Origin of the sequence: Micromonospora sp. NPDC007271 (assembly GCF_040634005.1) — a bacterium.
Lineage (GTDB): Bacteria > Actinomycetota > Actinomycetes > Mycobacteriales > Micromonosporaceae > Micromonospora.
In genome coordinates this window covers 1,442-26,036 of the sequence record NZ_JBEYER010000097.1, presented here as the reverse complement: position 1 = coordinate 26,036, position 24,595 = coordinate 1,442, and the positions used below count along the sequence as shown (strand labels likewise).

The 24,595-nt window shown below is 74.0% G+C and carries 19 protein-coding genes and 1 pseudogene; 8 read left to right on the top strand and 12 right to left on the bottom strand.

Going from position 1 to position 24,595, the window contains the following annotated elements:
- Window positions 1-974: substrate-binding domain-containing protein (locus ABZ570_RS27320; RefSeq protein WP_358069510.1), on the top strand; the 974-nt coding region annotated here is incomplete at its 5' end.
- 78 nt (window positions 975-1,052) lie between these two features.
- Window positions 1,053-2,711, top strand: a complete 1,659-nt coding sequence (locus ABZ570_RS27315; RefSeq protein ID WP_358069516.1) for a glycoside hydrolase family 13 protein — start codon at window positions 1,053-1,055, stop codon at window positions 2,709-2,711.
- A 499-nt stretch (window positions 2,712-3,210) separates the two neighbouring features.
- Here ABZ570_RS27315 and ABZ570_RS27310 read toward each other — a convergent pair whose 3' ends face one another.
- From ABZ570_RS27310 to xylA, 3 genes are read right to left on the bottom strand one after another with little or no spacing between them, the layout of a single operon-like run.
- Window positions 3,211-4,626, bottom strand: a complete 1,416-nt coding sequence (locus ABZ570_RS27310; RefSeq protein ID WP_358069507.1) for an MFS transporter — start codon at window positions 4,624-4,626, stop codon at window positions 3,211-3,213.
- A gap of 52 nt (window positions 4,627-4,678) precedes the next feature.
- The gene (gene xylB, locus ABZ570_RS27305) at window positions 4,679-6,136 is read right to left on the bottom strand and encodes a xylulokinase (protein ID WP_358069504.1); all 1,458 of its coding nucleotides are present in this window, start codon (window positions 6,134-6,136) and stop codon (window positions 4,679-4,681) included.
- A gap of 11 nt (window positions 6,137-6,147) precedes the next feature.
- Window positions 6,148-7,335: a xylose isomerase gene (xylA, locus tag ABZ570_RS27300; protein WP_358069501.1), complete on the bottom strand. Its 1,188-nt coding sequence runs from the start codon at window positions 7,333-7,335 to the stop codon at window positions 6,148-6,150.
- A gap of 63 nt (window positions 7,336-7,398) precedes the next feature.
- On the opposite strand from xylA, the gene ABZ570_RS27295 reads away from it, so the two are divergent.
- Entirely contained in the window at window positions 7,399-8,682 is a 1,284-nt protein-coding gene (locus ABZ570_RS27295; RefSeq protein ID WP_358069498.1) for an ROK family protein, read from the top strand.
- Window positions 8,683-8,790: 108 nt separating this feature from the next.
- Here ABZ570_RS27295 and ABZ570_RS27290 read toward each other — a convergent pair whose 3' ends face one another.
- A complete protein-coding gene (locus ABZ570_RS27290) occupies window positions 8,791-9,318 on the bottom strand; it encodes a MarR family winged helix-turn-helix transcriptional regulator (protein ID WP_358069495.1) in 528 nt (175 codons plus the stop codon).
- Between the two features lie 95 nt (window positions 9,319-9,413).
- Between ABZ570_RS27290 and ABZ570_RS27285 the strand changes: the two genes are divergently transcribed.
- Entirely contained in the window at window positions 9,414-10,544 is a 1,131-nt protein-coding gene (locus ABZ570_RS27285) for a PP2C family protein-serine/threonine phosphatase (RefSeq protein WP_358069492.1), read from the top strand.
- Between the two features lie 51 nt (window positions 10,545-10,595).
- Here the strand turns inward: ABZ570_RS27285 and ABZ570_RS27280 are convergent, their stop codons facing one another.
- The 7 genes from ABZ570_RS27280 to ABZ570_RS27250 all read right to left on the bottom strand — a co-directional run bounded on the left by ABZ570_RS27280 (window position 10,596) and on the right by ABZ570_RS27250 (window position 19,157).
- Window positions 10,596-12,062 carry a sugar transferase gene (locus tag ABZ570_RS27280; protein WP_358069513.1) on the bottom strand — a complete coding sequence of 489 codons (1,467 nt, stop codon included), beginning with the start codon at window positions 12,060-12,062 and terminating at the stop codon, window positions 10,596-10,598.
- Between the two features lie 229 nt (window positions 12,063-12,291).
- Entirely contained in the window at window positions 12,292-14,031 is a 1,740-nt protein-coding gene (locus ABZ570_RS27275) for a VWA domain-containing protein (RefSeq protein WP_358069489.1), read from the bottom strand.
- Between the two features lie 175 nt (window positions 14,032-14,206).
- Window positions 14,207-15,250 (bottom strand): lactonase family protein, encoded by a 1,044-nt coding sequence (locus ABZ570_RS27270; RefSeq protein WP_358069486.1) that lies wholly within the window; start codon window positions 15,248-15,250, stop codon window positions 14,207-14,209.
- 129 nt (window positions 15,251-15,379) lie between these two features.
- A complete protein-coding gene (locus tag ABZ570_RS27265) occupies window positions 15,380-15,982 on the bottom strand; it encodes an ATP/GTP-binding protein (RefSeq protein ID WP_358069483.1) in 603 nt (200 codons plus the stop codon).
- Entirely contained in the window at window positions 15,963-16,352 is a 390-nt protein-coding gene (locus tag ABZ570_RS27260; protein ID WP_358069480.1) for a DUF742 domain-containing protein, read from the bottom strand. The genes ABZ570_RS27265 and ABZ570_RS27260 overlap by 20 nt, the downstream gene beginning before the upstream one ends.
- Window positions 16,342-16,764 (bottom strand): roadblock/LC7 domain-containing protein, encoded by a 423-nt coding sequence (locus ABZ570_RS27255; RefSeq protein ID WP_358069477.1) that lies wholly within the window; start codon window positions 16,762-16,764, stop codon window positions 16,342-16,344. The genes ABZ570_RS27260 and ABZ570_RS27255 overlap by 11 nt, the downstream gene beginning before the upstream one ends.
- The gene (locus ABZ570_RS27250; protein WP_358069474.1) at window positions 16,764-19,157 is read right to left on the bottom strand and encodes a nitrate- and nitrite sensing domain-containing protein; all 2,394 of its coding nucleotides are present in this window, start codon (window positions 19,155-19,157) and stop codon (window positions 16,764-16,766) included. The genes ABZ570_RS27255 and ABZ570_RS27250 overlap by 1 nt, the downstream gene beginning before the upstream one ends.
- 437 nt (window positions 19,158-19,594) lie before the next feature.
- On the opposite strand from ABZ570_RS27250, the gene ABZ570_RS27245 reads away from it, so the two are divergent.
- From ABZ570_RS27245 to ABZ570_RS27235, 3 genes are all read left to right on the top strand, one after another.
- Window positions 19,595-20,188: a hypothetical protein gene (locus tag ABZ570_RS27245; protein ID WP_358069471.1), complete on the top strand. Its 594-nt coding sequence runs from the start codon at window positions 19,595-19,597 to the stop codon at window positions 20,186-20,188.
- A gap of 13 nt (window positions 20,189-20,201) precedes the next feature.
- Entirely contained in the window at window positions 20,202-21,188 is a 987-nt protein-coding gene (locus ABZ570_RS27240; protein WP_358069468.1) for a hypothetical protein, read from the top strand.
- 128 nt (window positions 21,189-21,316) lie between these two features.
- Window positions 21,317-21,724 (top strand): hypothetical protein, encoded by a 408-nt coding sequence (locus tag ABZ570_RS27235; RefSeq protein ID WP_358069465.1) that lies wholly within the window; start codon window positions 21,317-21,319, stop codon window positions 21,722-21,724.
- A gap of 120 nt (window positions 21,725-21,844) precedes the next feature.
- Here the strand turns inward: ABZ570_RS27235 and ABZ570_RS27230 are convergent, their stop codons facing one another.
- The gene (locus ABZ570_RS27230) at window positions 21,845-23,626 is read right to left on the bottom strand and encodes a glycoside hydrolase family 6 protein (protein ID WP_358069462.1); all 1,782 of its coding nucleotides are present in this window, start codon (window positions 23,624-23,626) and stop codon (window positions 21,845-21,847) included.
- A 599-nt stretch (window positions 23,627-24,225) separates the two neighbouring features.
- Here ABZ570_RS27230 and ABZ570_RS27225 point away from each other — a divergent pair.
- Window positions 24,226-24,595 (top strand): annotated as a pseudogene (locus ABZ570_RS27225) (hypothetical protein); the annotation flags it as partial.

Below are 24,595 nucleotides of genomic sequence, written 5' to 3'. Positions count from 1 at the left end.
CGTGCAGATCGCCGAGGCAAAGGTCCGCACCGACCATTGGGATCCTCCGGAGGATCTCCCGGCTGGCCGGCGGCCGGACCGGCACGGTGGCGATCGTGGTGCCCCGGATCACCCGCTGGTTCTTCGGCACGGTCGTGGAGGCCGTCGAGGACCTCCTCCACCAGTACGACTACGACCTGCTGCTCTACAACCTCGGCGGCCGGGAGCAGACCCGGCAGCGGGTGCTGCAAACCGCCAACCTGGACAAGCGGGTGGACGCCCTCATCCTGGTCGCCACCCCGCTGCGGCCGGTGGACGTGGCCGCGCTGACCCGGCTGGCCCTGCCGGGCGTGACCATCAGCTCCGGCAGCGACGTGCCGGGTTGGCCCCGGGTACGCATCGACGACGTGGCCGCCGGGCGGACCGCCACCCGGCACCTGCTCGACCTCGGCCACACCCGCATCGCGCACATCTCCGGCGACCCGGACGACGAGTTGGCCTTCACCACGCACCTGGACCGCCGCCGCGGCTACCAGGAGGCATTGCGCGCGGCCGGGATCCGGCCCGACCCGAGCCTGGACGTCGAGTCGCAGTTCACCATCGACGGTGGCATCCGGGCCACCGCCGAGCTGCTCGCCCGGGGCGAGCCGCCCACCGCGATCTTCGCGGCCTGCGACGAGATGGCGATGGGCGCGATGACCGCGCTGCGTGACGCCGGGCTACGGGTGCCGCACGACGTCAGCGTGATCGGCATCGACGACCACGACCTGGCCGGGGTGCTCGGGTTGAGCACGGTCGCCCAACCCGCCGCGGAGCAGGGGCTGCTCGCCGCCCGGCTCCTGCTCGACCCGCTCGGGGTGCGCGCTGCCGACCCGTACCCGGGGCTGGCGCTCCGGCCGCACGACGCCGACGCCGGCAGTGGTTCGCCGCCGCCGGTGATCCTGCCCACTCGACTGGTGGTACGTGAATCGACCGCACCACCGCGGGCACACTGAACGGATCCGGCCGTCCGCGGCGGCCGGGAACGACCGCCCGGCGACGGACGGTCACGGCTCGACACAGGGGAGAAGGCTCTGAACACGGACACGACTCGACCGGAAACGGCCGGCGACGCCGCCACCGGCTGGTGGACCGAGGCCGTCATCTACCAGGTCTACCCGCGCTCGTTCGCCGACTCGAACGGCGACGGCATCGGCGACCTCCCTGGCATCACCGCCCGCCTCGACCACCTCACCGAACTGGGGGTCGACGCACTCTGGCTGTCGCCGTTCTACCCGTCCCCGCAGGCCGACGCCGGATACGACGTGGCCGACTACCGGGACGTCGACCCGCTCTTCGGCACCCTGGCGGACGCCGACACGATGATCGCCGAGGCGAAGGCGCGCGGGCTGCGGGTGATCGTCGACCTGGTGCCCAACCACACCTCGTCGGCCCACCGTTGGTTCCAGGCGGCCGTCGCCGCCGGGCCGGGCAGCGCGGAGCGGCAGCGCTACGTGTTCCGGGACGGCCGGGGCCCGCAGGGCGCCGCGCCGCCGAACGACTGGCAGAGCGTCTTCGGCGGCCCGGCCTGGACGCGGGTGCCCGACGGGCAGTGGTACCTACACCTCTTCGACCCCGGCCAGCCGGACCTGAACTGGGAGAATCCCGAGGTCCGGGCCGAGTTCCTGGACATCCTCCAGTTCTGGCTGGACCGGGGCGTGGACGGGTTCCGGGTCGATGTGGCGCACGGCCTGATCAAGCAGGCCGACCTGGCCGACTGGCAGGAGCCGCAGGAGATCCTCTCCGGCCCGGAGGTGGACAAGCCGCGCCCGCCGATGTGGGATCAGGACGGCGTGCACGACATCTACCGGGAGTGGCGGGCGCTGCTCGACTCGTACGGCGGGGAGCGGATCCTGGTCGCCGAGGCGTGGGTGGAGCCGGCCGAGCGGCTGGCCCGCTACGTCCGGCCCGACGAGATGCACCAGGCGTTCAACTTCGAGTACCTGCTCGCCGCCTGGACCGCGCCGGCCCAGTACGCGGTGATCACCCGCTCGCTGGAGGCCACCGACTCGGTCGGCGCGCCCACCACCTGGGTGCTGTCCAACCACGACGTGGTCCGGCACGCCTCCCGGCTCGGCCTGCCGATCGGCACGCCCCGGCCCAACGGCATCGGCATCGGCGATCCGCAGCCGGACGCGGCGCTCGGCCTGCGCCGGGCACGGGCGGCCACCCTGCTGATGCTGGCCCTGCCCGGTTCCGCATACCTCTACCAGGGCGAGGAGCTGGGGCTGCCGGAGCACACCCTGCTGCCCGACGAGGCCCGGCAGGACCCGACCTGGGAGCGCAGCGGGCACACCGAGCGGGGCCGGGACGGCTGCCGGGTGCCGATCCCGTGGGAGGCCGACGCCCCGTCGTACGGCTTCGGCCCGACCGACGCGAGCTGGCTCCCCCAGCCTCCGATCTGGAGCGAGTACGCCCTCGACCGACAGCGCGGGGTGCCCGGCTCGACGTACGAGCTGTACCGGACCGCGCTCCGGCTGCGCCGCGAGCACGGGCTGGGCGCCGGGGCGCTGCGCTGGCTCTCCTCCGGCGACGAGGTGCTCACCTTCACCAACCGCGGGCTCATCGTGCTGACCAACTTCGGCGCCGAGCCGGTGCCCCTGCCGGTCGGCGCGAAGGTCCTGGCAGCCAGCGCCCCGCTCGACGACGACAACGCCGTCCCCAGCGACGTCACGATCTGGTATCGCGCCTGATGCCGCGCTCGGTGGCGGTGATCGCCCCGCCCTCCGGCGCGCGCCCGTCTGCTCCCCGGTGAGCCGGCGGGCGTGGCACCGGCCTGCCTGGATCCACCCGCACGGCCCGGCGTCCCCCCTCCACCCGCACGGGCCCGGCGTCCTCGCTTTTTGTTTTCCTTTGGAGCTGACGTCGTAAACGACTCACCCCACAGCTGCGGAACGGCTTTTTGCTCTGGGTGCGTTTCTGGTCGCTCCGGCGACAAGAAACGCACCCGAAGCGGGGCACGGGGCGCCGGTCGGCGCTGAATCGTCTACGCCATCAGCTCTGAAGGCGACGACGAGCACGCTGCCGCCCGGGCGGCGAAGCGGACCGGGCGACGAAGCGGACCGGACGGCGAAACGGACCGGACGGCGAAACGGACCGGACGGCGAAACGGACCGGACGGCGAAGGGCGGACCGGGCTGGGCACGCAGCGCTGGGCACGCACCGCCGGCCGCCCGCGGCAGCCGGCACCGCTCAGCCACGGTCGGCCGCGCGGGCGTGCAGAAGGTCGTGCACCTGCGCGATGTCTCGGGGTGACGTGCGCGCGGCGAGCCAGTACATGAGGCCGGTCGGGATGAAGAAGAGCTGGAACGCGGCCAGCCCGACGGCGTAGTTCAGCGGCGGCGGGAAGGCCGCCCGCAGCCCGTGGAAGACCACCCCGACCAGGCCGTTGCCGGCCGCCCGACCGACCCCGTTGACCAGGTTGCCCAGGCTGTAGACGGTGCCCCGGTGCTCGGGCGGGTTGACGTCGGCGATCAGCGCGAACCAGTTCGGCGAGTTGGCCGAGGTGAGGGCGAGTGCCAGCACGGCGGTCAACAGGCTGAGCCCGACCGTCGGCTCGGTGAGCACGCTGGACAGCACCGCGGAGATCACCGCGCCGGAGCTGCCGCCGTTGGGCACGTCGATCCGGATCGGCACGAGAAACAGCACCAGGTAGAAGGGCACGGCCGCGAGGATGCCCACCGCCGCGACCAGCGCCCGGCCGCTGGGCGTACGCCGCTGGAGCGCGTCGCCGGCCAGCCCGCCCACGATGGACAGCACCCCGCCGAGCTGGAACAGGGTGGCGAAGACGCTGCCCACCACCACGGCGGTGGCCGACGAGTAGCCCTGCGCCTCGGCCCGTTGGGCGAAGAGCACCGGCAGCCAGACCAGCGAGCCGAACGCCGCCTGCGCGGTCAGCCCCTGCAGGATCAGCCAGCGGTTGGTCCGCCGGCCCAGGATCCGGGGCAGGTCGGCCCGGCTGATCCGGTAGTCGTACTCGGCGCCGGAGTCGAACGCCGTGGCCAGCTCCGGCTCGCTCTGCCCGCGCCGGATGTCGTACGTGAACAGGTAGGCCACGGTGGCGACCAGGCCGACCACGGTGAGCAGCAGGAACGGCCGGCGCCAGTCGGTGGCGCCGAGGATCCCGCCGGTGAGCGTGCCGGCCAGGGTGCCGACGCCCTGCGACAGTCCCCAGAAGCTCATCACCACACCCCGGCGGCGCGGGGAGATCAGGTCGGTGACCACCGAGAAGCCGACCGAGCCGACCGCGCCCAGCCCGATCGCGGCGACCAGCTGGGCGACCAGGAACGTCGGGTAGTGGTGGGCGAGGGCGCTGCCGCCGGTGCCGGCCGCCCAGATCAGCGTGCCGACCATGAGCAGCGGTTTGCGGTTGGTCCGATCCCCCACGTACGCCCAGCCCACGGCGGCGACCGCGCTGACCAGAAAGCTCACCGCGGTGACCAGGCCGAGCAGGCGCTGCGGCACACCGAGCGCGCCGGAGATCGGCCCGTACAGCGGCGGCACCAGGCCGATCGCCACGTTGTCCAGCGAGGCGAGCACCACGAACACCACCACGCTGTAGAAGCGGTGGACCGGGTTGCCGCGCCGGAAGACCTTCGTGCCGCTCATGTCGGGCAGCAAACCAGGCCGAGATCACGGCCGGATGACCGGCCCCGACCGGTCAGCCGTCCGCGGCGGGGTCGAGGCGGTCGACGACCAGCTCCCGGGACCGCGCGTAGCGCTCCCGCACGGCGGGAACGGGCTCGCCGGCGTACTCCTCGGGGTGGCCGATGGTCCACGGCGGTGGCTCCGCGCCCCCCAGCACGACCCAGGCGGCCTGGCGGGCGGCGCCGTCGGCGACGTACTCGCCGGACGGCGGCACAACCACCGGGCGGCCGAAGACCTGCGGGGCGATCCGCCGTACCGCCGCCGATCGGGCCCCGCCACCGACCAGGATGATCCGGCGGGCGGTGGCGCCCTGCGCGGTCAGCGCGTCGAGCCCGTCGGCGAGCGCGCAGAGCATGCCCTCGACGGCGGCCCGGGCCAGGTGGGCCGGGGTCGAGCTGCCCAGGGTGAGGCCGTGCAGCGACCCGGTGGCGGTGGGCCGGTCCGGGGTCCGTTCCCCCTCCAGGTACGGGACCATGACCAGCCCGTCGGCGCCGGGCGGGGCGGCCAGGGCCAGCTCGCTCAGCTCGTCGAGGCCGACCCGGAGCAGGGCCGCGGCGGCGTCCAGCACCCGGGCCGCGTTGAGCGTGCAGACCAGCGGCAGGAACCGGCCCGTGGCGTCGGCGAAGCCGGCCACCGCGCCGGCGGGGTCGGCGGCGGGGGTGTCGGCCACCGCGAAGACCGTGCCCGAGGTGCCGACCGACACGACCACGTCGCCGGGACCGGCCCCGACGCCGAGCGCGGCGGCGGCGTTGTCCCCGGTGCCGGGCCCGAGCAGGACGTCGCCGGCCGGACCGGCACCGGCGAGCGCCGCCGGGTGCAGCTGTCCGGCCGGTTCCGCCGGGCCGAGCACCGCCGGCACCGCGACCTGCCGCCCGAAGGCACGTTCCAGCAGGTCGAGCCGGTAGTCACCGGTCCGGGGCGACCAGTAGCCGGTGCCGCTGGCGTCGCCCCGGTCGGTGCGCAACGCGGCCAGGCCGGGGGCGCCGGCGAGCCGCCAGGTGAGCCAGTCGTGCGGCAGGCAGACGGCCGCCACCCGGTCGGCGTTCGCCGGCTCGTGCCGGGCCAGCCAGCGCAGCTTGGTGGCGGTGAAGCTGGCCACCGGCACGCTGCCCGTCGCCTCGGCCCAGAAGCGCCGGCCGGCCTCGCCGCCGCCCGCCTCCGCGATCAGTTCCCGGCCGGCGTCGGCGGAGCGGGTGTCGTTCCAGAGCAGCGCGGGGCGGACGATCTCTCCGGCCGCGTCCAGGCAGACCATGCCGTGCTGCTGGCCACCGACCGCGACGGCGGCCACGTCGGCCAGCCCGCCGGCCGCGGCGACGGCCGCCAGCAGGGCGTCCCACCACGCCCGCGGGTCGACCTCGGTGCCGTCCGGGTGCGGCGCGCGGCCCTGCCGGACCAGCACGCCGGTCCCCGCGTCCCGGACCACCACCTTGCAGGACTGGGTGGACGAGTCGATCCCGGCGACGAGCGGCATGGCGGCCCGCCTCAGCGCGCGCCGAGCAGGTGCTCGACGGCGAGCTGGTTGAGCCGGACGAAGCCGTAGCCCTGCGCCCCGGCCGCCGCCGGGTCGAACTCCTCGAACGCGGACCGGTCGGCGAGCAGGTCGGCGTAGCTCTCCCCCGGGTTCAGCGTCGGGGTGGCCAGGTCGGTGACCTTGCTGGCGGCCAGCGCCTCGGCCACCTCCGGGTCGGCCCGGAACGCCGCGGCCCGCTCCTTCAGCAGCAGGTAGGTGCGCATGTTCGCCGCCGCCGACGCCCACACCCCGGCCATGTCCTCGGTGCGGGAGGGCTTGTAGTCGAAGTGCCGGGGCCCGTCGTACGCGGGACCGCCGCTCGGGCCGCCGTGCTCCAGCAGATCGACCAGGGCGAACGCGTTGAGCAGGTCGCCGTGGCCGAAGACCAGATCCTGGTCGTACTTGATGCCCCGCTGGCCGTTGAGGTCGATGTGGAACAGCTTGCCCTGCCAGAGCGCCTGGGCGATGCCGTGCGCGAAGTTCAGTCCGGCCATCTGCTCGTGGCCGACCTCCGGGTTGAGCCCGACCAGCTCGGGGTGGGCCAGGGTGGAGATGAACGCCAGGGCGTGCCCGACGGTGGGGAGCAGGATGTCGCCGCGCGGCTCGTTCGGCTTCGGCTCCAGGGCGAAGCGCAGGTCGTAGCCCTGGTCGACGACGTACTGGCAGAGCAGGTCGACGGCCTCCCGGTAGCGGTCCAGCGCGGCGCGGACGTCCTTGGCCAGGTCGTACTCGGCGCCCTCCCGGCCGCCCCACATCACGAAGGTGCGGGCGCCCAGCTCGGCGGCGAGGTCGACGTTGCGCAGCACCTTGCGCAGCGCGTACCGGCGGACGGACCGGTCGTTGCTGGTGAAGCCGCCGTCCTTGAACACCGGGTGGGTGAAGAGGTTGGTGGTGACCATCGGCACGACCAGGCCGGCCTCGTCGAGCGCCTTGCGGAACCGGGTGAGGTGGGCGTCGCGGGTGGCGGCGTCCGCGCCGAACGGGACCAGGTCGTCGTCGTGGAAGGTGATCCCGTACGCGCCGAGCTCGGCGAGCCGGTGCACCGCCTCGACCGCGTCCAGCTCGGGGCGGGTGGCGTCGCCGAACGGGTCGCGGGCCGGCCAGCCCACCGTCCAGAGACCGAAGGAGAACTTGTCGGCGGGGGTGGGACGGGGCGCCATGGCAGACCTCCGGTGGTGTCGTCGGTGGTGTGTCGTCCGCAATTTGTTCAGTGATTGAATTAAATGATCGCGGTGTGGCAGTGTCAAGGGGTGACCATGGCCAGCAGCACCGGAGCGGTCCGGCAGGGCAGCCTCCGCGAGCTCAACCTCGCGGTGGTGCTCCGGCGGATCGCCGCCGCCGACCACCCGCCCTCCCGGGCCGCGCTCGCCGCCGGGACGGGGCTGACCCGGGCCACCGTCTCCGCGGTCGTCGACGACCTGATCGCCGGCCGGCTGGTCGTCGAGGCGCAGCCCGCGCCCCGGGCCGGGGCCGGGCGGCCGGCCCGCGGCCTGGTGCTGGCCACCGACGGCCCGGCCGGGCTCGGCCTCGAAGTCAACGTCGACTACCTGGCCGCCTGCGTGGTCGACCTGAGCGGCGCGGTCCGGCACCACCTGGTACGCCGCGCCGACCTGCGCCCGGTCTCCCCCGCCGCCGCCCTGGACCGGCTCGCCGCGCTCGCCGCCGAGGCCCGCGCCGCCGCAGTACGCGACGGGCTGACCCTGGCCGGCGCGGCGCTCGCCGTGCCGGGCCTGGTCGGCGACGGCGGCCTGGTCCGGCTCGCCCCCAACCTCGGCTGGCGGGACGTGGACGTCCCCGGGCTGCTCGCCGGGCACCCGCTCGCCGAGCCGGTCGACGGGATCCCCCCGCTGGTGGTCGACAACGAGGCCAACCTGGCCGCCCTCGGCGAACTGCACGCCGGTCCCCCCGGGTCCGCCAGCTTCCTGCACATCTCCGGCGAGATCGGCATCGGCGCGGGGATCGTGCTCGACGGGGCGCTCTACCGGGGCGCCCGCGGCTGGAGCGGCGAGATCGGCCACCTCCCCGTGCACCCGGAGGGGCGACCCTGCCGCTGCGGCGGGCAGGGCTGCCTGGAGCGGTACGCGGGCCAGGAGGCCATCCTTGCCGCCGCCGGGCTCGCCGGCGCGGACCTACCGGCCGACACCGCCGCGACCCGACTGGCGGACCTCGCCCGGGCCGGCGACCCGGCCACCCGGGCCGCCCTGGCCGAGGCCGGAACCGCCCTCGGGGTGGCCGTGGCGGGCGTGGTGAACCTGCTGGACCTCGACACCGTGGTGCTCGGCGGCGGTTACGCCCCGCTCGCCCCGTGGCTCACCCCGCCGGTGGTCGCCGAGATCTCCCAGCGGGTGCTCACCGCGGCGTGGGCGCCCGTGACGGTACGGCCGGCGGCGCTCGGCGCGCAGTCCGCAGCCGTCGGCGGGGCCGCGTCGGTGGTGCGCCGGATCGTCGACCGCCCGGTCGGCTGGCTGGCCCGTACCGGGCGTTTCCCGTCGCCCTCCTCAGCCTGATCGGTGCCGTCGAGTGATGATTGGCAGCTCAGCTGGTCGACACGCCGAGAAGACTCCGGCCTGGGCGTCAACGATCGTGGCGCGGCCGGCGACGCCGCGGGGCTGAGATCAGGCGGTACGCGCCACCGGCGGCTCGCCTGGGGTCTCCCCCGGCCCGGTCAGCGGCTCGTCGAGCCGCTCGCCCGCCGACTGGAGGACCGGCCAGCCCTCCGCTGCGGCGGCCTCACCGCGCCGCGCGACCTCGTCGAACTCGCGCATCCCGCGCAGCAGTGCCGCGCGCCCCTCCGCGCCCATCCCGGCCAGGATCCGGTCCAGCCGGCGCCGGCGGTCGGCCCGCAGCTCGCCGAGGAGCCGGATCGCTTCCGGGGTGAGGTGCAGCGAGATCTCCCGCCGGTCGTACCGGCCCGGCTCCCGCTCCAGCATCCCGGCCGCCACCAGCCGGTCGCAGAGCCGGCTGGCCGAGGAGAGCAGCATGTCGGTCAGCGTGGCGAGGCGGCGAAGGTTGATCCCGTCGTACTTCTCCACGACCATGACCGCGCGTAACTGGGCGCCGGAGAGCCGACTCGTCGTCCGCTCCCGGGCCGCCTCCCAGACAGCCAGCAGGGTGCCCGCCGCCTCGTCCAGCGCGGCGGCCATACTCGCATCAGGTCCGTGGGGACCGGTCTCTTCGGCCATGGTGCGCCCGAGACTACTCGCCTTACCAGGGCGACGACCTGTGCAAAGGAGCAAAGATGGGCGGGCCGGAGGACCGGGCGCGCCGGACCCTCACCGAGGCTCCGGCGGACCTGCTGCTCGACCGGCTCGCCGCCGAGCTGGAGCGGTCGTACGCGATCACGGGCGCCGAGTTGTACCAGGTCGACTACCGGCTGGCCGCGCTGCTGCCGCTGGGCGGCGGCGAGGCGATCACCGCTCCCGGCCACCCGGCCTGGCGCTGCTTCGACCATCAGGACCCGGTCGGGTCGGACGACGCCGCCTGGTTCCCGGTCGGGATGCGGGGCGAGCGGCGTGGCGTGCTCCGGTTGTCGCCGCCACCGGCGGACCCGGCCGTCCTCGCGGAGCTGGCCGCGATCGCCACCGTCCTCGGCCACGAGCTGGCCGCGGTGACCCCCACCACGGACGTCTATCTCACCGCCCGCCGCACCCGCCGGCTGACACTGGCCGCCGAGATGCAGTGGGAGCTGCTCCCCGGCCGGAGCCGCAGCCGGCCCTCGTTCAGCCTGGCCGGGCAACTGGAGCCCGCGTACGCGGTGCGCGGGGACAGCTTCGACTGGTCCGACGACGGCCGCCGGCTCTGGCTCTCGGTGATCAACGGCTCGGGCGAGGGGGTGGCCGCGTCCATGCTCACCTCACTGGCCACCCACGCGCTGCGCAACGCCCGCCGGGCCGAGCTGGGGCTGGCCGACCAGGCCGCCCTCGCCGACCAGGCGATCTACGCCCTGCACCGGGGTCAGCAGCACCTCTCCGCGCTCCTGCTGGAGCTGGACCTGGCGGGCGGCTCGATCACCGTGGTCGACGCGGGCTCGCCCCGGCTGTTGCGGCTGCGCGACGGTGAGGTGACCGAGCAGGTGCTGGAGAAGCAGTTCCCGCTCGGCATCTTCGAGGGCACGGACTACCGGGAGCAGCGGTTCCAGCTGCGGCGCGGGGACCGGCTCTTCGTGGTCAGCGACGGCGTGGTCGAGGCCACGGCCAACCGGATCCGGTACGGCGAGACGGCGCTGGACCGTTTCCTGCGGCGTACCGGACCGCTGCAGCCGCTGGACGCGGTGCGGTCGCTCCTCGGCGACCTGCGGGCCTTCGTCGCCGGCGACCTGGTCGACGACGCCGTGGTGGTCTGCCTGGACTGGCTCGGCCCGCAGCCCTGACCGGCGGACCGCTGCGGCGGCGGGCCGGCCGTCGGGCCGCCCGCCGCCGGTTCAGTACGCGCCGCGGCTGTTGATCACCGCGCCGAAGGTCTTCCAGAGGATGGTCAGGTCGGCGGCGAGCGACCAGTTCTCCACGTAGTAGAGGTCGAGCCGGATGCCGTCCTCCCAGCTCAGGTCGGACCGGCCGCTGACCTGCCAGAGGCCGGTCATGCCGGGCTTGACCAGCAGGCGACGGGCCACGTCCCCGTCGTACCGGGCCACCTCGGAGGGCAGCGGCGGGCGGGGGCCGACCAGGCTCATCTGACCGAGCAGCACGTTGGCGAGCTGGGGCAGCTCGTCCAGGGACCACTTGCGCAGGAGCTTGCCGACCCTGGTCACCCGGGGGTCGTCACGCATCTTGAACAGCAGGCCGTCGGTCTCGTTGCGCGCGGCCAGCTCGGCCAGCAGGGCGTCGGCGTTGACCACCATGGTGCGGAACTTGAAGACGCCGAACTCCTTGCCGCCCTGGCCGACCCGGACCTGGCGGAACAGCACCGGCCCCCGGCTGTCCAGCTTGACGGCGAGCGCGATCACCACCAGCAGGGGCAGCAGCAGGAGCAGTGCCACCAGCGACACCGAGCGGTCGACCAGCCCCTTGACCAGCTTCCGGGCCCCCCGGAACTCGGGCGCCTCGACGTGGATCAGCGGCAGGCCGGCGACCGGGCGGGTGTGGATGCGCGGGCCGGCGACGTCGGTCAGCGCGGGCGCCACGACCAGGTCGACCCCCGTGCCCTCCAGCTGCCAGCCGAGCCGGCGCAGCCGGGTCGCGGTCAGCTCACCGGAGGCGGTGACCGCGACGGTGTCCGCGCCGATCGCGGTGGCCGCCTCCGGGATGCCCCGGAACGACCCGACGACCGGCACGTCGCCCAGTCGCTGCGGCACCGGGGCGAGCAGCGCGTCGGGGATGCAGGCGCCGACCACCTGGTAGCCGGCGTACGGCTCGCGGCGCAGGGTGTGCACCAGCTCCAGGACGTGTGCGGTGTCGCCGACCACCAGCACCTTGCGGGACCAGCCGGCGCCCCGGTCGCGGGCGCGGTGCAGCCGCTTGCGGGCGGCGAACCGGGCCACCTCCAGGCCCACCGTGCCGACCGCGAAGGAGATGGCCAGGAAGCCCCGGGAGACCCCGACGTCGGCGATGTACCCGGCGATCGCGATGCCACCGGCGAGCCGCAGGCTGGCCGCGCTGACCCGCCGGTACTCGTCGGCGCCGTAGCCGAGCACCCGGTCGTCGTAGCAACGCATCGCCCGCAGCGAGATCAGCCAGACGAGCAGCAGCGCGGGCGCGACCACCACGTACGGGATCGCGGAGCCGCTCGGTCGCTCGTCGCCGAAGCGGGCAACGTACCCGACCAGGATGGCGACCGCCAGCACGGCGGTGTCCAGCACCACCAGGACCCGGATGTAGGCCCGCTCAGCGGCGCGCGTCGGGCCGGAACGGTCGCCGCCCGGCCGCGTCGCCGTGCTGGCGGGAGTCAACAGCGTCGCCGAGGTCACCGGCCCTCCCCACTTCCCTCAGGCCGAACCCGCGCCACGCCGCCCCGATCGGGGACCGGCGGCTGGGAGCACCCGGACATCTTGCCTCGATAATTATGGACGCCGATTGCTTCGGACGTATTGCCGTCACTTCTTCGAAAACCGCCGCAACCTGGAAGCGTTCCGCCGCACCGGGTTTCCCCGGCCCGGCGGAACGCGTTCGCTGAGTGGCGGGTCAGCGCGGTGCCGGCGGTCGCAGCGCGATCGCCTGCAGGAGGATCTCGCCGATCTTGGCCGGATCGACGGTGACGAACGGCCGACCGCCGGTGATCGCCGTGATCGGCTCGAGCTCCGCCCGGCTGACGTCCTTCCCGATCCCGATGATGATCACCTGGATCGGCTGCTCCGGGTCGCGCAGCTTCTTCAGCTTGGCGAGCAGTTCCTTCTGGGAGATGCCGTTGTCGTCGTCGTTCTGGCCGTCGGTGAAGAGCACGATCGAGTTGACCTTGCCCGGCTCCCAGTCCTCCTGGACCTTCTCGTAGGCCGCCAGCAACGTGTCGTAGAGGCCGGTGTCACCCTTCGATACCTTGACCGAGGCGAGGCCCTGCCGCAACGCGTTGCGATTGGTCGACAGCGGCTTGATCGGTACGACTTCCCGATAGTCCAGCGGCCCGTTCAGGTTGGTGGAGAAGGTCCACAGCCCGATCGACCAGGAGTCGTCGAAGAGTGCGAGGCCCTGGTTCGCCGCCGCGACGGTGACCTGCAACCGGGTGGCGCCGTTGGCGGTCGCCACCGGGTCCTTCATCGAGCCGGAGACGTCGATGATGCTGAGCATGCGGCCGGACTGGGTGGCGACGGACCAGGTGGTGGTGGCCTTCTGGATGGCGATCGGGTCCAGGCCGGCCGCGCCGCCCTGACCGGTCGGGGAAGCGTCCCCGAGGCTCGGCGCCCCCCGCGGCGCCTGGAACCCCTCGCCCCAGTTGCCGTCGGGCGCACGCAGCGACTGCGCGGCGAGCCGGTCCCGGAACTGCGGCGTCCTCAGCACGTCGAAGAGCACCTTCGCGGCCGACGCCTTGACCGGCTCGATGCCGGGCAGCACTGCGAACGGGTAGTCCAGCGGCATCGGCGCCGGGTCGTCCAGGTAGAGCGCGGCCAGCGGGATCGGCGGCTTGGTGGCGTTGTACGCGATCACGTCCTCTTCGGAGAGCGCCGCGGCGCCCAGGGCGCTGGCGATGGCCGTCGGGTCGGGCGAGCGCGGGAACCGGGCGAGGAGATCCTGCCGAAGTGAGGACCGGTTGGTCGCCAGCTGCCGCAGCGCCCCGATCATCGCCTCCTGAGCCTGGCCGGGCGACGAGCCGGTGGCACTGGCCGCGGCGGTCAGCGAGAGCAGCCCGGACAGGCCGGCGGCGTCCTGGGTCGGCTCGACGATGCCGGCCCGCAGCGGCTTGCTGCTGGTGAGCTGTTGCAGCAGATCCTTCCAGGTCAGCTTCTTGTCCGGCCAGCCGAACCGGGAGGCCACCGGCTCGGGCACGGCGACCACCACCGGGCTGCGAGCGATCGAGGCGCCGTTGGCCGGGTCGAAGGCGTTGGCGCCCCCGCTCTTGAGCCGCAGCAGCCAGGTGGACGAGTCCGGCACCCAGACGTCCGGCGTCACCGCCGTCCCGCTGGCCTGTCCGACGCCGGCCAGGCTGGCACCGTGCTTGCTCGCCACCGCGGCGGCCACCTCGACCGGCTCGTCTGCGGCGACGTTCACGGCGATGCAGGTGCCACCCACCGCCGCTCCGTCGGCGACCCACTTGTCGGCCGCCGCCTTGATGGCTGGCTCAATCTCCGGGGCGGCCGCCACGGACAGCTGGATCCGCCCGGAGCAGGACGGCCCCGCCAACTGCTGGTAACCGAACCAGGAGCCGGCTACGACGAGGGCGAGCGCGGTGGCCGCCGCAACGGCACCTGCTCCTCCAAGGCGCGAACGCATGCGATGGCGGCCAGACACGGTGACCATCTTGCGTACCTCGTGGGGTTACTGCCACAACCGTTCGGACGAAAGTTACGCAGCAGAAACCGTTTACCAGGGAAAAGTTACCCTGAGTGTCCGGTCAGTGATCAGAGGTGACAGCGGTCCACTGGGGAGTGTCCGTCGCCGGCCGTCCTCACGGCCGTACGCAGGTCGGGCTCGCCACCGGCACCGGCTCCCCCACCGGCTCCGGCACCCCGGTGTCGGGGTCCACCCGCAGGATCCTGATCATGTCGGCCCGCTCGTCGGCCACGTAGAGGTGCCCACCCGCCAGGGCGAAGTGCCGCGGCCACTCCCCGCCGGTGTCGACCTCGGCCACCAGCTCGGGGGCCGCGCCGGTCACCGCGAAGACGGCCACCGTGCCGACCCCCCGGTTGGCGACGTAGAGGAAGCGGCCGTCCGGCCCGACCGCGACCTCGGAGGGCTGCACGTGCCCGACCCGCCCGCTCGCGTCCACCCGGATCCGCTGGTGCAGCCCGTCGGCGGTCAGGTCGTACCCGGTGACCGTCCCGTCCAGTTCGCCGACCAGCCAGCAGCGCCGCCCGTCGGGATGCCGGGCCAGGTGCCGGGGCCCGCTGCCGGCCGGCGTACGCAGCCGCGGTGCGCGCGGCACCAGCCGACCGGAGGCCGGGTCGAGGTCGTACCGGTAGACCGAGTCGGTGCCCAGGTCGACGGCGAGCAGCGGACCGCCGTCCGGGTCGGGCGAGACCATGTGGCAGTGCGCCCGCTCCTGCCGTTGCGGGTCGGCGCCGTGCCCCTCGTGCCGCACCAGGTCGGAGCGCTCCCCCGGCACGCCGTCGCCGTCGAGCGGGAACACGGCCACGCTACCGCCGCCGTAGTTCGCCACGAAGAGGTGCCGCCCGTCCGGGGCGACCGCCAGGTGGCAGGGCTCGGCCCCGCCGGTCGGGCGGACGCCGACGAGGTCGAGACCGCCGTCCCGGGCGACCCGGAACGCGCTGAGCTGCCCCTCGGCGAGCTCGTTGACCGCGTAGAGGACCGGCGACGCCGGGTGCCGGACCAGGAACGACGGCGACGGGGTGACCGCCACCGTGCCGAGCGGGGTCAGCTCCCCCGACACCGGATCGCGGCGGGCGGCGACGATACCCTCGGCCCGCCCGCCCGCCTCCGCCGTGTAGCCACCGATGTGGACGATCGTGTCCTGTGCGCGCACCGGTCCCACCTTCCGCCGACTCCTGGCGTCGATCCAACCAGAGGTACCCCGTCAAGCCCGGCCGGTTCGGGTGGCTTTCCCGGGATCCGGCACCCGCGGGGCCCTGCCGCGAACGGCGGGGCCCGGGGGCCCGCCGGGTCAGCCCACCGGCACCGGCTCGCCGCGCTGCCGGGCGACGTGCTCGACCAGCTCGATCAGCACCAGCTTCCCGGACTGCCGGTCCCGGGCGTCGCAGAGCACCAGCGGCACGTCCGGGTCCAGGTCCAGCGCGTCGCGTACCGCCGCCAGGCTGAACCGCCGGGACCCGTCGAAGCAGTTCACCCCCACCACGAACGGGATGCCCCGCTGCTCGAAGTAGTCGATCGAGGGAAAGCAGTCGGCCAGCCGGCGGGTGTCGGCGAGCACCACCGCGCCGAGGGCGCCGAAGGCCAGCTCGTCCCAGAGGAACCAGAACCGGTCCTGCCCGGGCGTGCCGAAGAGGTAGACCTGCAGGTCGTCGTTGATGGTGATCCGCCCGAAGTCCATCGCGACCGTGGTGGTGGCCTTCTCCTCCACGCCGGAGACGTCGTCCGTGCCGACGCCGGCCCCGGTCAGCACCTCCTCGGTCTGCAACGGCCGGACCTCGCTCAACGCGCTCACGAGCGTCGTCTTGCCGGCCCCGAAGCCGCCGGCGATGAGGATCTTCAGGGCCAGCGGGACCTGCGGCCGGGCCGCCTCCCGGTCAGAGCGCACGGAGTCCATTGACCACCGCCTTGAGGATGTCGTCGTCGGGCAGGCGCGCGGCGGTCGGCGGCTGGTGCACCGCGACGAGCCCCCGGGCGAGCAGGTCGCCGAGCAGCACCCGGACCACGCCGACGGCGAGGTCCAGGTCGGCGGCGAGGTCGGCCAGGACGGCCGGCCGCCGGCTCAGTTCGACCAGGCGCCGATGCTCCGGCTGGAGGCCCGACAGGCCGGCCGTGTCGGCCGCCGGAGCGGCGAGCACGAACGCCACCAGGTCGCAGCCGTCGACCGAGGGTCGCACCCGCCCGCCGGTGAGGGCGTACGGCCGGACGACCGGGCCGGCGGCGTCGTCCAGCCACTCGTGGTGCGCGCCCGGTGACTCAGCCCACATCGATCGCACCCGACGCCGCCCGGGCCGGGGCCGCCAGGCTCTCCCCGACCCGGATCACCAGCATCGCCATCTCGTACGCCACCAGGCCGATGTCGGCGTCGGCGTCGCTCACCACCGCCAGGCAGGCGCCCTGCCCGGCCGCCGTGACGAACAGGTACGCGGACTCCATCTCCACCACGGTCTGGCGGACCGCGCCGCCGCCCACGTGCCGGGTGGCGCCCTTGGCCAGGCCGGAGAAGCCGGAGGCCAGGGCGCAGAGGTGCTCCGCGTCGCTGCGGTCCAGCTCGGCCGAGGCGCCGAGCAGCAGCCCGTCGGCCGACAGCACCACCGCCTCGCGGGCGGCCGGCACCCGCTCCACCAGGTCGTCGAGCAACCAGTCGAGATCGGCGTTCTGCCGCGTCGTGTGCACCACTAGGCGTCCCTCTCAGTTGCGGTCGGAGGTTCCGGAGCCACCGCCGGTGCCGGCGGGGCGGGCGTGCCGGCCGGGCGCGGGGCCACGCCGGCGGCCGGGCCGCCACCCGGGCAGGCGGCGGAGGTCGAGGATGCGCCGGCCGCGGTCTCCTGGAGCCGATCGGCGGCGGCGCGGGCGCCGTCCCGACGGCCCCGGGCGGTGCCGGCCTGGAGGGCCGACATGGCCCGGCGGACCTCCTCGGGTGGCCGGTGCGCCGGCGTGCCCGCGACGACCGGCATGGACCTCGTCGCGGGTCCGCGCCGGCGAACCCGCCGGGGTAGCCCGTCGTCGTCGGCGGGCGGCTCGACCGAGGAGGTACGGCCGGCCGGCAGCGACACCACCGCCGACGCGGGGCGGTCCCGGCCGGGCCGGGCGACCCGTGGCCGGGGCAGCGCGCCCAGCCGGGTCACCTTGGCCATCCGCCGCTGGTCGGGGCCGTTTGCCCCGGCGTCCGGGTCGGTCGGGCCGAGCGCCGGCTCCTCGGTCACCAGGTCGGCCGGAACGAACACGGTGGCCGTGGTCCCGGCCGGCGTGGCCGGTCGCAGCTCGACCCGGACGCCGTGCCGGGCGGCCAGCCGGGCGACCACGAACAGGCCCAGCCGGGCGCTGTCGGCCGGGTCGAACTCCGGGGCGCGGGACAGCTTGCGGTTGGCGTCGGCCCGGGCCTGCGGCGACATGCCGAGCCCGTGGTCGGTGATCTCGATGGCGTACCCGTCGGGCCCGGCCCGCCCGGTGACGTCGACCCGGGTGCCCGGCGGGGAGAAGGCCGCGGCGTTCTCGATCAGCTCGGCCAGCAGGTGGATCACGTCGCCGACGGCCCGGCCGAGCATCCCGGCCGGCTGCACCTCGCCGATGTCGACCCGGTCGTACTGCTCCACCTCGGAGATGGCGCCGCGCACCACGTCGACCACGGCGACCGGGCTCCGCCAGCCCCGGCCGGGGGCGGCACCGGCGAGGATGACCAGATCCTCGGCGTGCCGCCGGAGCCGGGTGGCGAGGTGGTCGACCTGGAACAGCCCGGCCAGCTCGTCCGGATCCTCGGTCTGCCGCTCCAGCCGGTCCAGCAGCGCCAACTGTCGGTGCACCAGGCCCTGGCTGCGCCGGGCGATGTTGAGGAAGACCTCGTTGAGCCCCCGACGCAGGGTGACCTCGTCGACGGCGGCCTGCACGGCGGTCCGGCGTACCTCGTTGAAGGCCCGCCCCACCTGGCCGATCTCGTCGCCGCCGTGGTCCAGCTCGGGCGCCTCCCGGGCGACGTCGACCTCCTCGCCGCGGCGCAGCCGGGCGACCACGTCGGGCAGCCGGTGCTCGGCCATCTCCAGCGCGGCCGTGCGCACCCCGGTGAGCCGTCCGGCCAGCGACCGGCCGACCCGCAGCGCGACCAGCACGCAGACCACGATGGCGAGCAGGCCGAAGACCCCGGCGACGGCGAGCCGGACCAGGATCGGCACCGCCATCGGCACCGACCGCTCGGCCAGGTCGTCCGCGCCGCGCAGCTCGAAGTCCCGCAGGCCCTGCCAGACCACGGCCTGGCTGGACTCCCAGGCCCGTACGTCCAGCTCGGCCGGCAGGGTCCGGGCGCGGATCAGGGTGTCCTGGAGGGCGTGCAGCCGGACGTACGCCTCCCCTTCGGTGAACCGCTGGTATTCCACGCGGGCCCGCTCGGGCAGGTCGGCCACCGCGGTCTCGATCAGGAAACGCTGGTTGTCGATGGTGCGTACCAGTTGCTCGTGCTCGCCCTCGGCGTACCGGCCGGCGGTGAGCGCGCCGGCGAGCAGCGTGTCGGTCTGGCCGAGCAACTCCCGGGACCGGCCGATCGCGGTCAGCGCCAGCGCCTCCCGGTTGAGCTGGTGGTCGGGCAGGGTGGCCATCGCGGAGAACGCCTGGAAGGCGGAGTTGACCATCCCGCCGTACAGGCCGATCGCCCCGGCCCGGTCGACCTTCCGGGCGTCGATGAAGCCCCGGCCGGCCGGCAGCGCGTCGAGCGCGGAGAGCAGCTGGTCGAGCCGCTCGTCGAGCAGGTCGTCGGCGGCGTCGCGCAGGTCCGGCCCGTCGACCCGGCGGCGCAGCTCGGCGACGGCCTGGTCGGTGCGGGTCCGCTGCTCGGCCAGAGCGGGCAGGGTGGTGTCCCCGGCGAGCTGGACGACGGAGAGCCGGCGTTCCCGTTGCAGCTCGGCGACGACCGCTTCGCCGGGGCGGCCCAGGTCGTAGAGGAGGGTGCGCGCGGCGAGCAGGTCGAGGGCGGGCCCGAAGGTCAGCGAGGTGGCGAAGATCCAGAGCGCCAGCAGCGCGGTCACCGGACCGATGACCAGCGCGGTCAGCTTGGCGCGGATCGGCCAGTCACGGGTGTTCATCAGACCTCGCCCGGAAGGGTGTCGCAGGGGGTGGCGCCGGCACGGGCCGAGATTTCCGGCCGCGATGCCCGAGCCCCGGCTCGGGTGCCCTCGGCAGGATACGTAATCACCGGCGGATGCACTACCGGCCGTCTCGCTCGTCGCTACCGTCCGGAACGCTCCGCTGTGGATCCCGTCGGGCGCGAGCGCCCCGCCGGAACGGCTCGGCCGAGGCCCGCCCGATTCGCTCCGCGCCTGCGGGCGGTGTCTGCCCGGGGCTGTTCGGGGCGCGTGCTGACGGGACGCGCTTTCTGGAACAGGTCAGGTTTCGGCGGGACCGGGCCGGGTTCTCACCAGGCGAACCGCACTGCCCGGTCCGGGAGTCGCCCGGGAAAGTGCCCCGGATCGGGATTGGCGATCAGGAGACGGAGGGAATACCAGCGGGCGAAGGAGGAGCCATGTCGCCCACGCAGACAGTCGTCACAGTCATCGTCGTGCTGATACTCGCGGCGTTGGCGGGGGTCGCCGTCGTCGCCAACCGCCGGCGCGCCCTCCGGCAACGTTTCGGCCCCGAGTACGACCGGCTCGTCGCCGAGCGGGACAGCCGGGCCGAGGCCGAGCGGGAACTGCGGGAGCGGGAACGCCGCCACGCCGAGCTGAGGCTCACGCCGCTCAGCGCCGAGTCCCGGGCCCGGTACGCCACGGCCTGGGAGGAACTCCAGGTCCGCTTCGTCGACTCGCCGGCCGAGGCCGTCCGGGACGCCGACGAGCTGGTCACCCGGCTGATCGCCGAACGCGGGTACCCGACCGGTGACTTCTCGGAACAGACCGCCCATCTCTCCGTCGAGCACGCCCGCACGCTGTCCCACTACCGGGACGCCCACGAGATCCGACTGCGCACCGAGCGGGGCGAGGCCAGCACGGAGGAACTCCGCCAGGCGCTCGTGCACTACCGGGCCCTCTTCGCCGACCTGCTCGGCGCGGACCCGGTCGGGCACCGGCCGCCGCGACAGCGCGACCCCGACCACGAATCCGACGTCACGAGCCGCTGAGGAGGCCGCCGCCATGCGCCAGGAAGAGCAGCAGGTCACGCAGGGACACCCCGAAGCCGTCCGGTCCGCGCCGGTGCCGGTCCGCCCGCCCGCCGGCGAGGGCGACGGGCACCGGCGCGACCAGGGCGCCCGGACCGACGTACCCGAGGACGCGCTGGACGACCGGGGCACCTTCGACGATCCGACGGTGCCGGGCGAGCGGACCGCCGGGGGACCGGACCGCCGAGCGGCGGAGGCGGACGAGACCCGGGCGTACGACGCGCGGGAGCGCCGGGAGGCGGAGGCCGCCGACGCCGCCGGCGAGGGCCGGCCGGAATACCACGATCCGGCGCCGGTGCCGACCGCGTTCGGGGCGGCCACCGTGGCCGACGCGGTGGCCGCCTCCGCGATGGCCAGTGGGCGGCCCGAGGACGAGCGTGACGCCCGCGGCGAGGACACCGCCCAGCCGGGCGACGGGGCCCCGGGGCGGACCGATCCGTTCGACGACGAGCGGGCCGACCCGACGGCCGGTGACCGGCTGCACGAACCGGAGCGGTGGGCGGCCGAGCGCTCCGGCGCGGCGCGGGACGACGCCCTCTCCTCCGCCGCGGCCGGGTACGGCAGCGCCGAACCGGCCATGGTCGATCCGGACGCCAGCGCCGCCGCGGCCGGCGCGGGCGTGGCCGGCGCCGCCGCGGGCGCGGGTACGGCCGGCGGGGCGCGCCGCGACCTGGCGCCGTCGGTGCCGCCGGACGCCGCCACGCTCTTCGCGCCCGAGATCGCCGAGAATTTCCGGAATCGCTGGCGGGATGTCCAGCTCCGCTTCGTGGACGACCCGCGCGCCGCGGTCGGCCAGGCGGAGTCGCTGGTCGAGGAGGCGATCGAGGCGCTCTCGGCCGCGCTGCGGGAGCAGAAGACCAAGCTCGGCGGCGGGCCGGAGTCGAGGGCGGCCGACACCGAGCAGCTCCGGGTGGCCGTCCGCAGCTACCGGGACTTCCTGTACCGGGTCCTCGGCCGCTGAGCGGCGTTCGCCCGGGCTCCGGCCGGGCGGTGCCCACGACGACGAGCGATGACCGCGCCCGGACGGCATGGCCCGGCCGCTGCCGGGTACGCCAGGGGGATCACGGAACGGGACAGGAGGGCAGCAGCATGACGGATCGTGACCGCGGTGGCGAGCGGCCGCTGGAGGAGACCCCCGAGGCGGCCGCGGCGGTGAACGACGACAGCACGGTGCCGCAGCTGCGCACGGGCGGCGGTGCCGACCGGGACAATCCCGTCTTCACCGAGCCCGACGGGGCCGTGCCCGACACCGGTTCGCCCGACATCCTCGGCGACCCGTACGCGGCCGGGTCCGGGCCGACCGGCACCGGGACCGGGGCGACCGGCACCGGCACCGAGGGGGCCGCGGCCAACCGGCGCACCGGCGGCGAACAGCCGTGGGACCCCGAGGACCTGGTGCTGGCCCGAGGCCAGGACCTCACCCCGGAGAACATCGAGCGAGCCCGCCGCGACCTGGCCGAGCTGGGCCGGGCGGCGATCGAGAAGACGGTCCCCTGACGGCCGTACGGCCCGCACAGCCGGGGGCCCCTGGCCGACCTCGGGGGGTCGACCAGGGGCCCGGGGGGAACCCGCGCGGCGGTGCCTCACTCCCGCCGCTGCGGGTGGGCCGGCCCCCGCTCAGGAGAGCGGCGGGTAGGCGTTGCGCATGAGCTCCTGGAACTGCGCGGAGAACCAGTGCCCCGAGACCGGGGCGTTGGGCAGCGCGCCGGTCAGGTTGTTGCCGTTGCGGGCGTTGCCGGTGTACGTCGGGTCGCACATCCGGTCGAAGCCCTTGCCCTCGTCGTTCGCGATCTCGCTGCTGGAACCGTCCGACTCGCCCGGGGGCTTGATCCAGACGTACGCGTCGATGCCCGCCTCGGGCGCCGCCTTCGGCCGCTCACCGAGGCCGGCGCCGGCCTGGTTGCACCAGTTGCCGGCGTGGATCCGGCGGTCGATCCGGCCCCCGTTGACGTAGGTGTCGACGCTGGTCATCGGGCCGGGGCCGGTGGGCCGGGCGGAGCCGCCCCAACCGTTGCGGGAGGTGTCGATCAGCATGCCGATGCCGCTGTCGAAGCCGACCGACACCAGCTTCTGCCGGAACGCCTGGGCGAACGACAGCTCGTCGACGTACTGATTCCAGTCGATCCACTTCGACTGCCGGACGGTCTGGCCGTTCACCGTGTCGGTGATCTTGACGTACGGCTCGCGCAGGGCGGAGTAGTTCGCCGTGTTGACGATGAAGCCGTGCACGTTGCGCACCGTGCTGCCGGAGGCGACCGCGGCGCTCTTCAGCATGTCGGCGGTCGGGCCGAAGTTGCTGTCCCAGCCGATCCAGCCGTGGTGCGCGGCGTCGATGTAGTTGTAGACGTTGCCGATCGCCCCCAGCTTGGCCAGGGCGTAGCCGACACCGTTCACGTACGCGCCGTTGGCCTTGACGGTGTCGCACATCACGGTGCCGCCGGCGTTGCCCGAGGTGTTGGTCACCAGGTTCGGCAACGAGTCGATCTCGATGATGTTGATGATCCGCAGGTTGGCGTACTTCGAGTCGCTCTGGATCGCGGCGATCGGGTCGATGTACTCCGCCTTGTAGCGGGGCAAATCGTTCGGACCCAGCTCACCGTTGGAGGCCAGCGCGGCGCAGTCCCGGCCGGGCAGGTTGTAGATGACGAACTGGATGTAGCCGGCCCCCTGCCGCAGCGCCTCGTCGAGGTGGGCGCGCATGCCCCGGGCCCCGGGGGTGCCGTTGATGGCGGCGATCCGGTCCATCCACACGCCGGTCGGGTTGTTCGAGACCCGGCTACCACCCGGCTCGGCGTCCGCCTTGGCCTTCCAGTCCGGGTTCACGTAACCCTTGGCCCCGACGTACGGGTTGTCCACCTTCTGTCCCGGCGGCGGCGGGCTGGACGGCGGCGGGCTCGAGGGCGGCGGGCTCGACGGCGGCGGGCTCGACGGCGGCGGGCTCGACGGCGGCGGTGTGGTGGTGGGCGGGGTGCCGCCGTTGCAGACCGTGCCGTTCAGGGTGAACTGGGTCGGCTTCGGGTTGCTGCCGCTCCAGGAGCCGTTGAACCCGATGGTCGTGCTGGCCCCGCTGGGCAGCGAGCCGTTGTACGACTCGTTCTTCGCGGTGACGTTCTGGCCGCTCTGCGACCATATCGCCGACCAGCCGGAAACGACCTTCTGCGAGCTGTTCGGGAAGGTGAAGCCGAGCGTCCACGAGCTGAGCGGGTCACCGACGTTCTTGACCGTCACGGTGGCGGTGAAGCCGCCCGGCCAGTCGTTGGTGACGTAGTCCACACTGCACTGGGTCGCGGCCTGCGCCGCGGTGACCGGGAGGGTCACCAGCCCGCCGGCCACCAGGACGCCCGCACCGGTCAGTGCGAGTGCCCGGCTCCGGCCGGACAGCCTTCTCCACAGATTCATGCCACTGATCTCCTTGGGCGAGACCGGATCCGCGTACGGCCCGGCGAAAAGGCCCTCGGGACGTCCGCACGGGACGGCCGTCGGTGCCACGGGGGTCTTCGGGGGTGCCCGACCCGGACGGGCGTGGTGGTGGTGAACCCGACCGGCCGAGCCGGCCGGTCGAGGAGTCGGACGCCGCCCGGTCGCCCGGATGCCCTCGACGTCTGAACTCGCGGTGTGGCTCCCCGAACCGCGTGCCCAGATTCTTGCATGGGAGCGCTTCCATGGCAATGCCTCGATGTGACTGGGAGCGCGAGCATACGGCGCGAACAGCCCAGGCGACACGAGTACGCCGGTTGCCGGCAGACCGGCCGAGGCAGGTCGAGCCGGGTCGGGCGGCGTCGTGATCGAGCGTCGGGGCGCAGGCCCGCCGCAGCGGGTCGTAGCGACCCTGGAAGACCATCGGTGCGGCATAAGGTTTGTAACCCCTCTATGCCCTCAAGGGTCAATAAACTCCTAAACACGAATCTTTCCTCGTATAAGTCGCGAAAGGGTCTAACGTCGGGCGTAGCTCGACCGTCGTCGGGCTCAGGACAACAGGGGATGGAGTGACGCAGGTCATGGGAAAGAAGATGCTCGGGAAGGTTGTTGCGGGTGCCGCTCTCGGCGGCGCCTCCCTGCTGCTGTTCTCGCCCGCGATGGCGAACGCGGCCGGGCAGAGCACGTACGCGGGCGATGTCGGCGCCAAGCCGCAGGTCAGCCTTCTCGAGGACTGCCGTGGGGACCACGGGGACTGGGACTGGAAGGACTTCGACCGCAAGGACTTCGACCGCAAGGACGAGGACCGCAAGGACTTCGACTTCAAGAACCACGACGGCAAGGACCGTGACCGCAAGGACCACGACTTCAAGGACGAGGACCACAAGAAGCCCGAGTTCAAGGACGAGGACCACAAGAAGCCCGAGTTCAAGGACGAGGACCACAAGAAGC

Coding starts and splice junctions, on each gene's coding strand:
- ABZ570_RS27310 (WP_358069507.1), bottom strand. CDS start 4,626: ATGAGCGGCACGAAGGTCTTCCGGCGCGGCAACCCGGTCCACCGCTTC.
- xylB (WP_358069504.1), bottom strand. CDS start 6,136: ATGCCGCTCGTCGCCGGGATCGACTCGTCCACCCAGTCCTGCAAGGTG.
- xylA (WP_358069501.1), bottom strand. CDS start 7,335: ATGGCGCCCCGTCCCACCCCCGCCGACAAGTTCTCCTTCGGTCTCTGG.
- ABZ570_RS27295 (WP_358069498.1), top strand. CDS start 7,399: ATGATCGCGGTGTGGCAGTGTCAAGGGGTGACCATGGCCAGCAGCACC.
- ABZ570_RS27290 (WP_358069495.1), bottom strand. CDS start 9,318: ATGGCCGCCGCGCTGGACGAGGCGGCGGGCACCCTGCTGGCTGTCTGG.
- ABZ570_RS27285 (WP_358069492.1), top strand. CDS start 9,414: ATGGGCGGGCCGGAGGACCGGGCGCGCCGGACCCTCACCGAGGCTCCG.
- ABZ570_RS27275 (WP_358069489.1), bottom strand. CDS start 14,031: ATGCGTTCGCGCCTTGGAGGAGCAGGTGCCGTTGCGGCGGCCACCGCG.
- ABZ570_RS27265 (WP_358069483.1), bottom strand. CDS start 15,982: ATGGACTCCGTGCGCTCTGACCGGGAGGCGGCCCGGCCGCAGGTCCCG.
- ABZ570_RS27260 (WP_358069480.1), bottom strand. CDS start 16,352: ATGTGGGCTGAGTCACCGGGCGCGCACCACGAGTGGCTGGACGACGCC.
- ABZ570_RS27250 (WP_358069474.1), bottom strand. CDS start 19,157: ATGAACACCCGTGACTGGCCGATCCGCGCCAAGCTGACCGCGCTGGTC.
- ABZ570_RS27245 (WP_358069471.1), top strand. CDS start 19,595: ATGTCGCCCACGCAGACAGTCGTCACAGTCATCGTCGTGCTGATACTC.
- ABZ570_RS27240 (WP_358069468.1), top strand. CDS start 20,202: ATGCGCCAGGAAGAGCAGCAGGTCACGCAGGGACACCCCGAAGCCGTC.
- ABZ570_RS27235 (WP_358069465.1), top strand. CDS start 21,317: ATGACGGATCGTGACCGCGGTGGCGAGCGGCCGCTGGAGGAGACCCCC.
- ABZ570_RS27230 (WP_358069462.1), bottom strand. CDS start 23,626: ATGAATCTGTGGAGAAGGCTGTCCGGCCGGAGCCGGGCACTCGCACTG.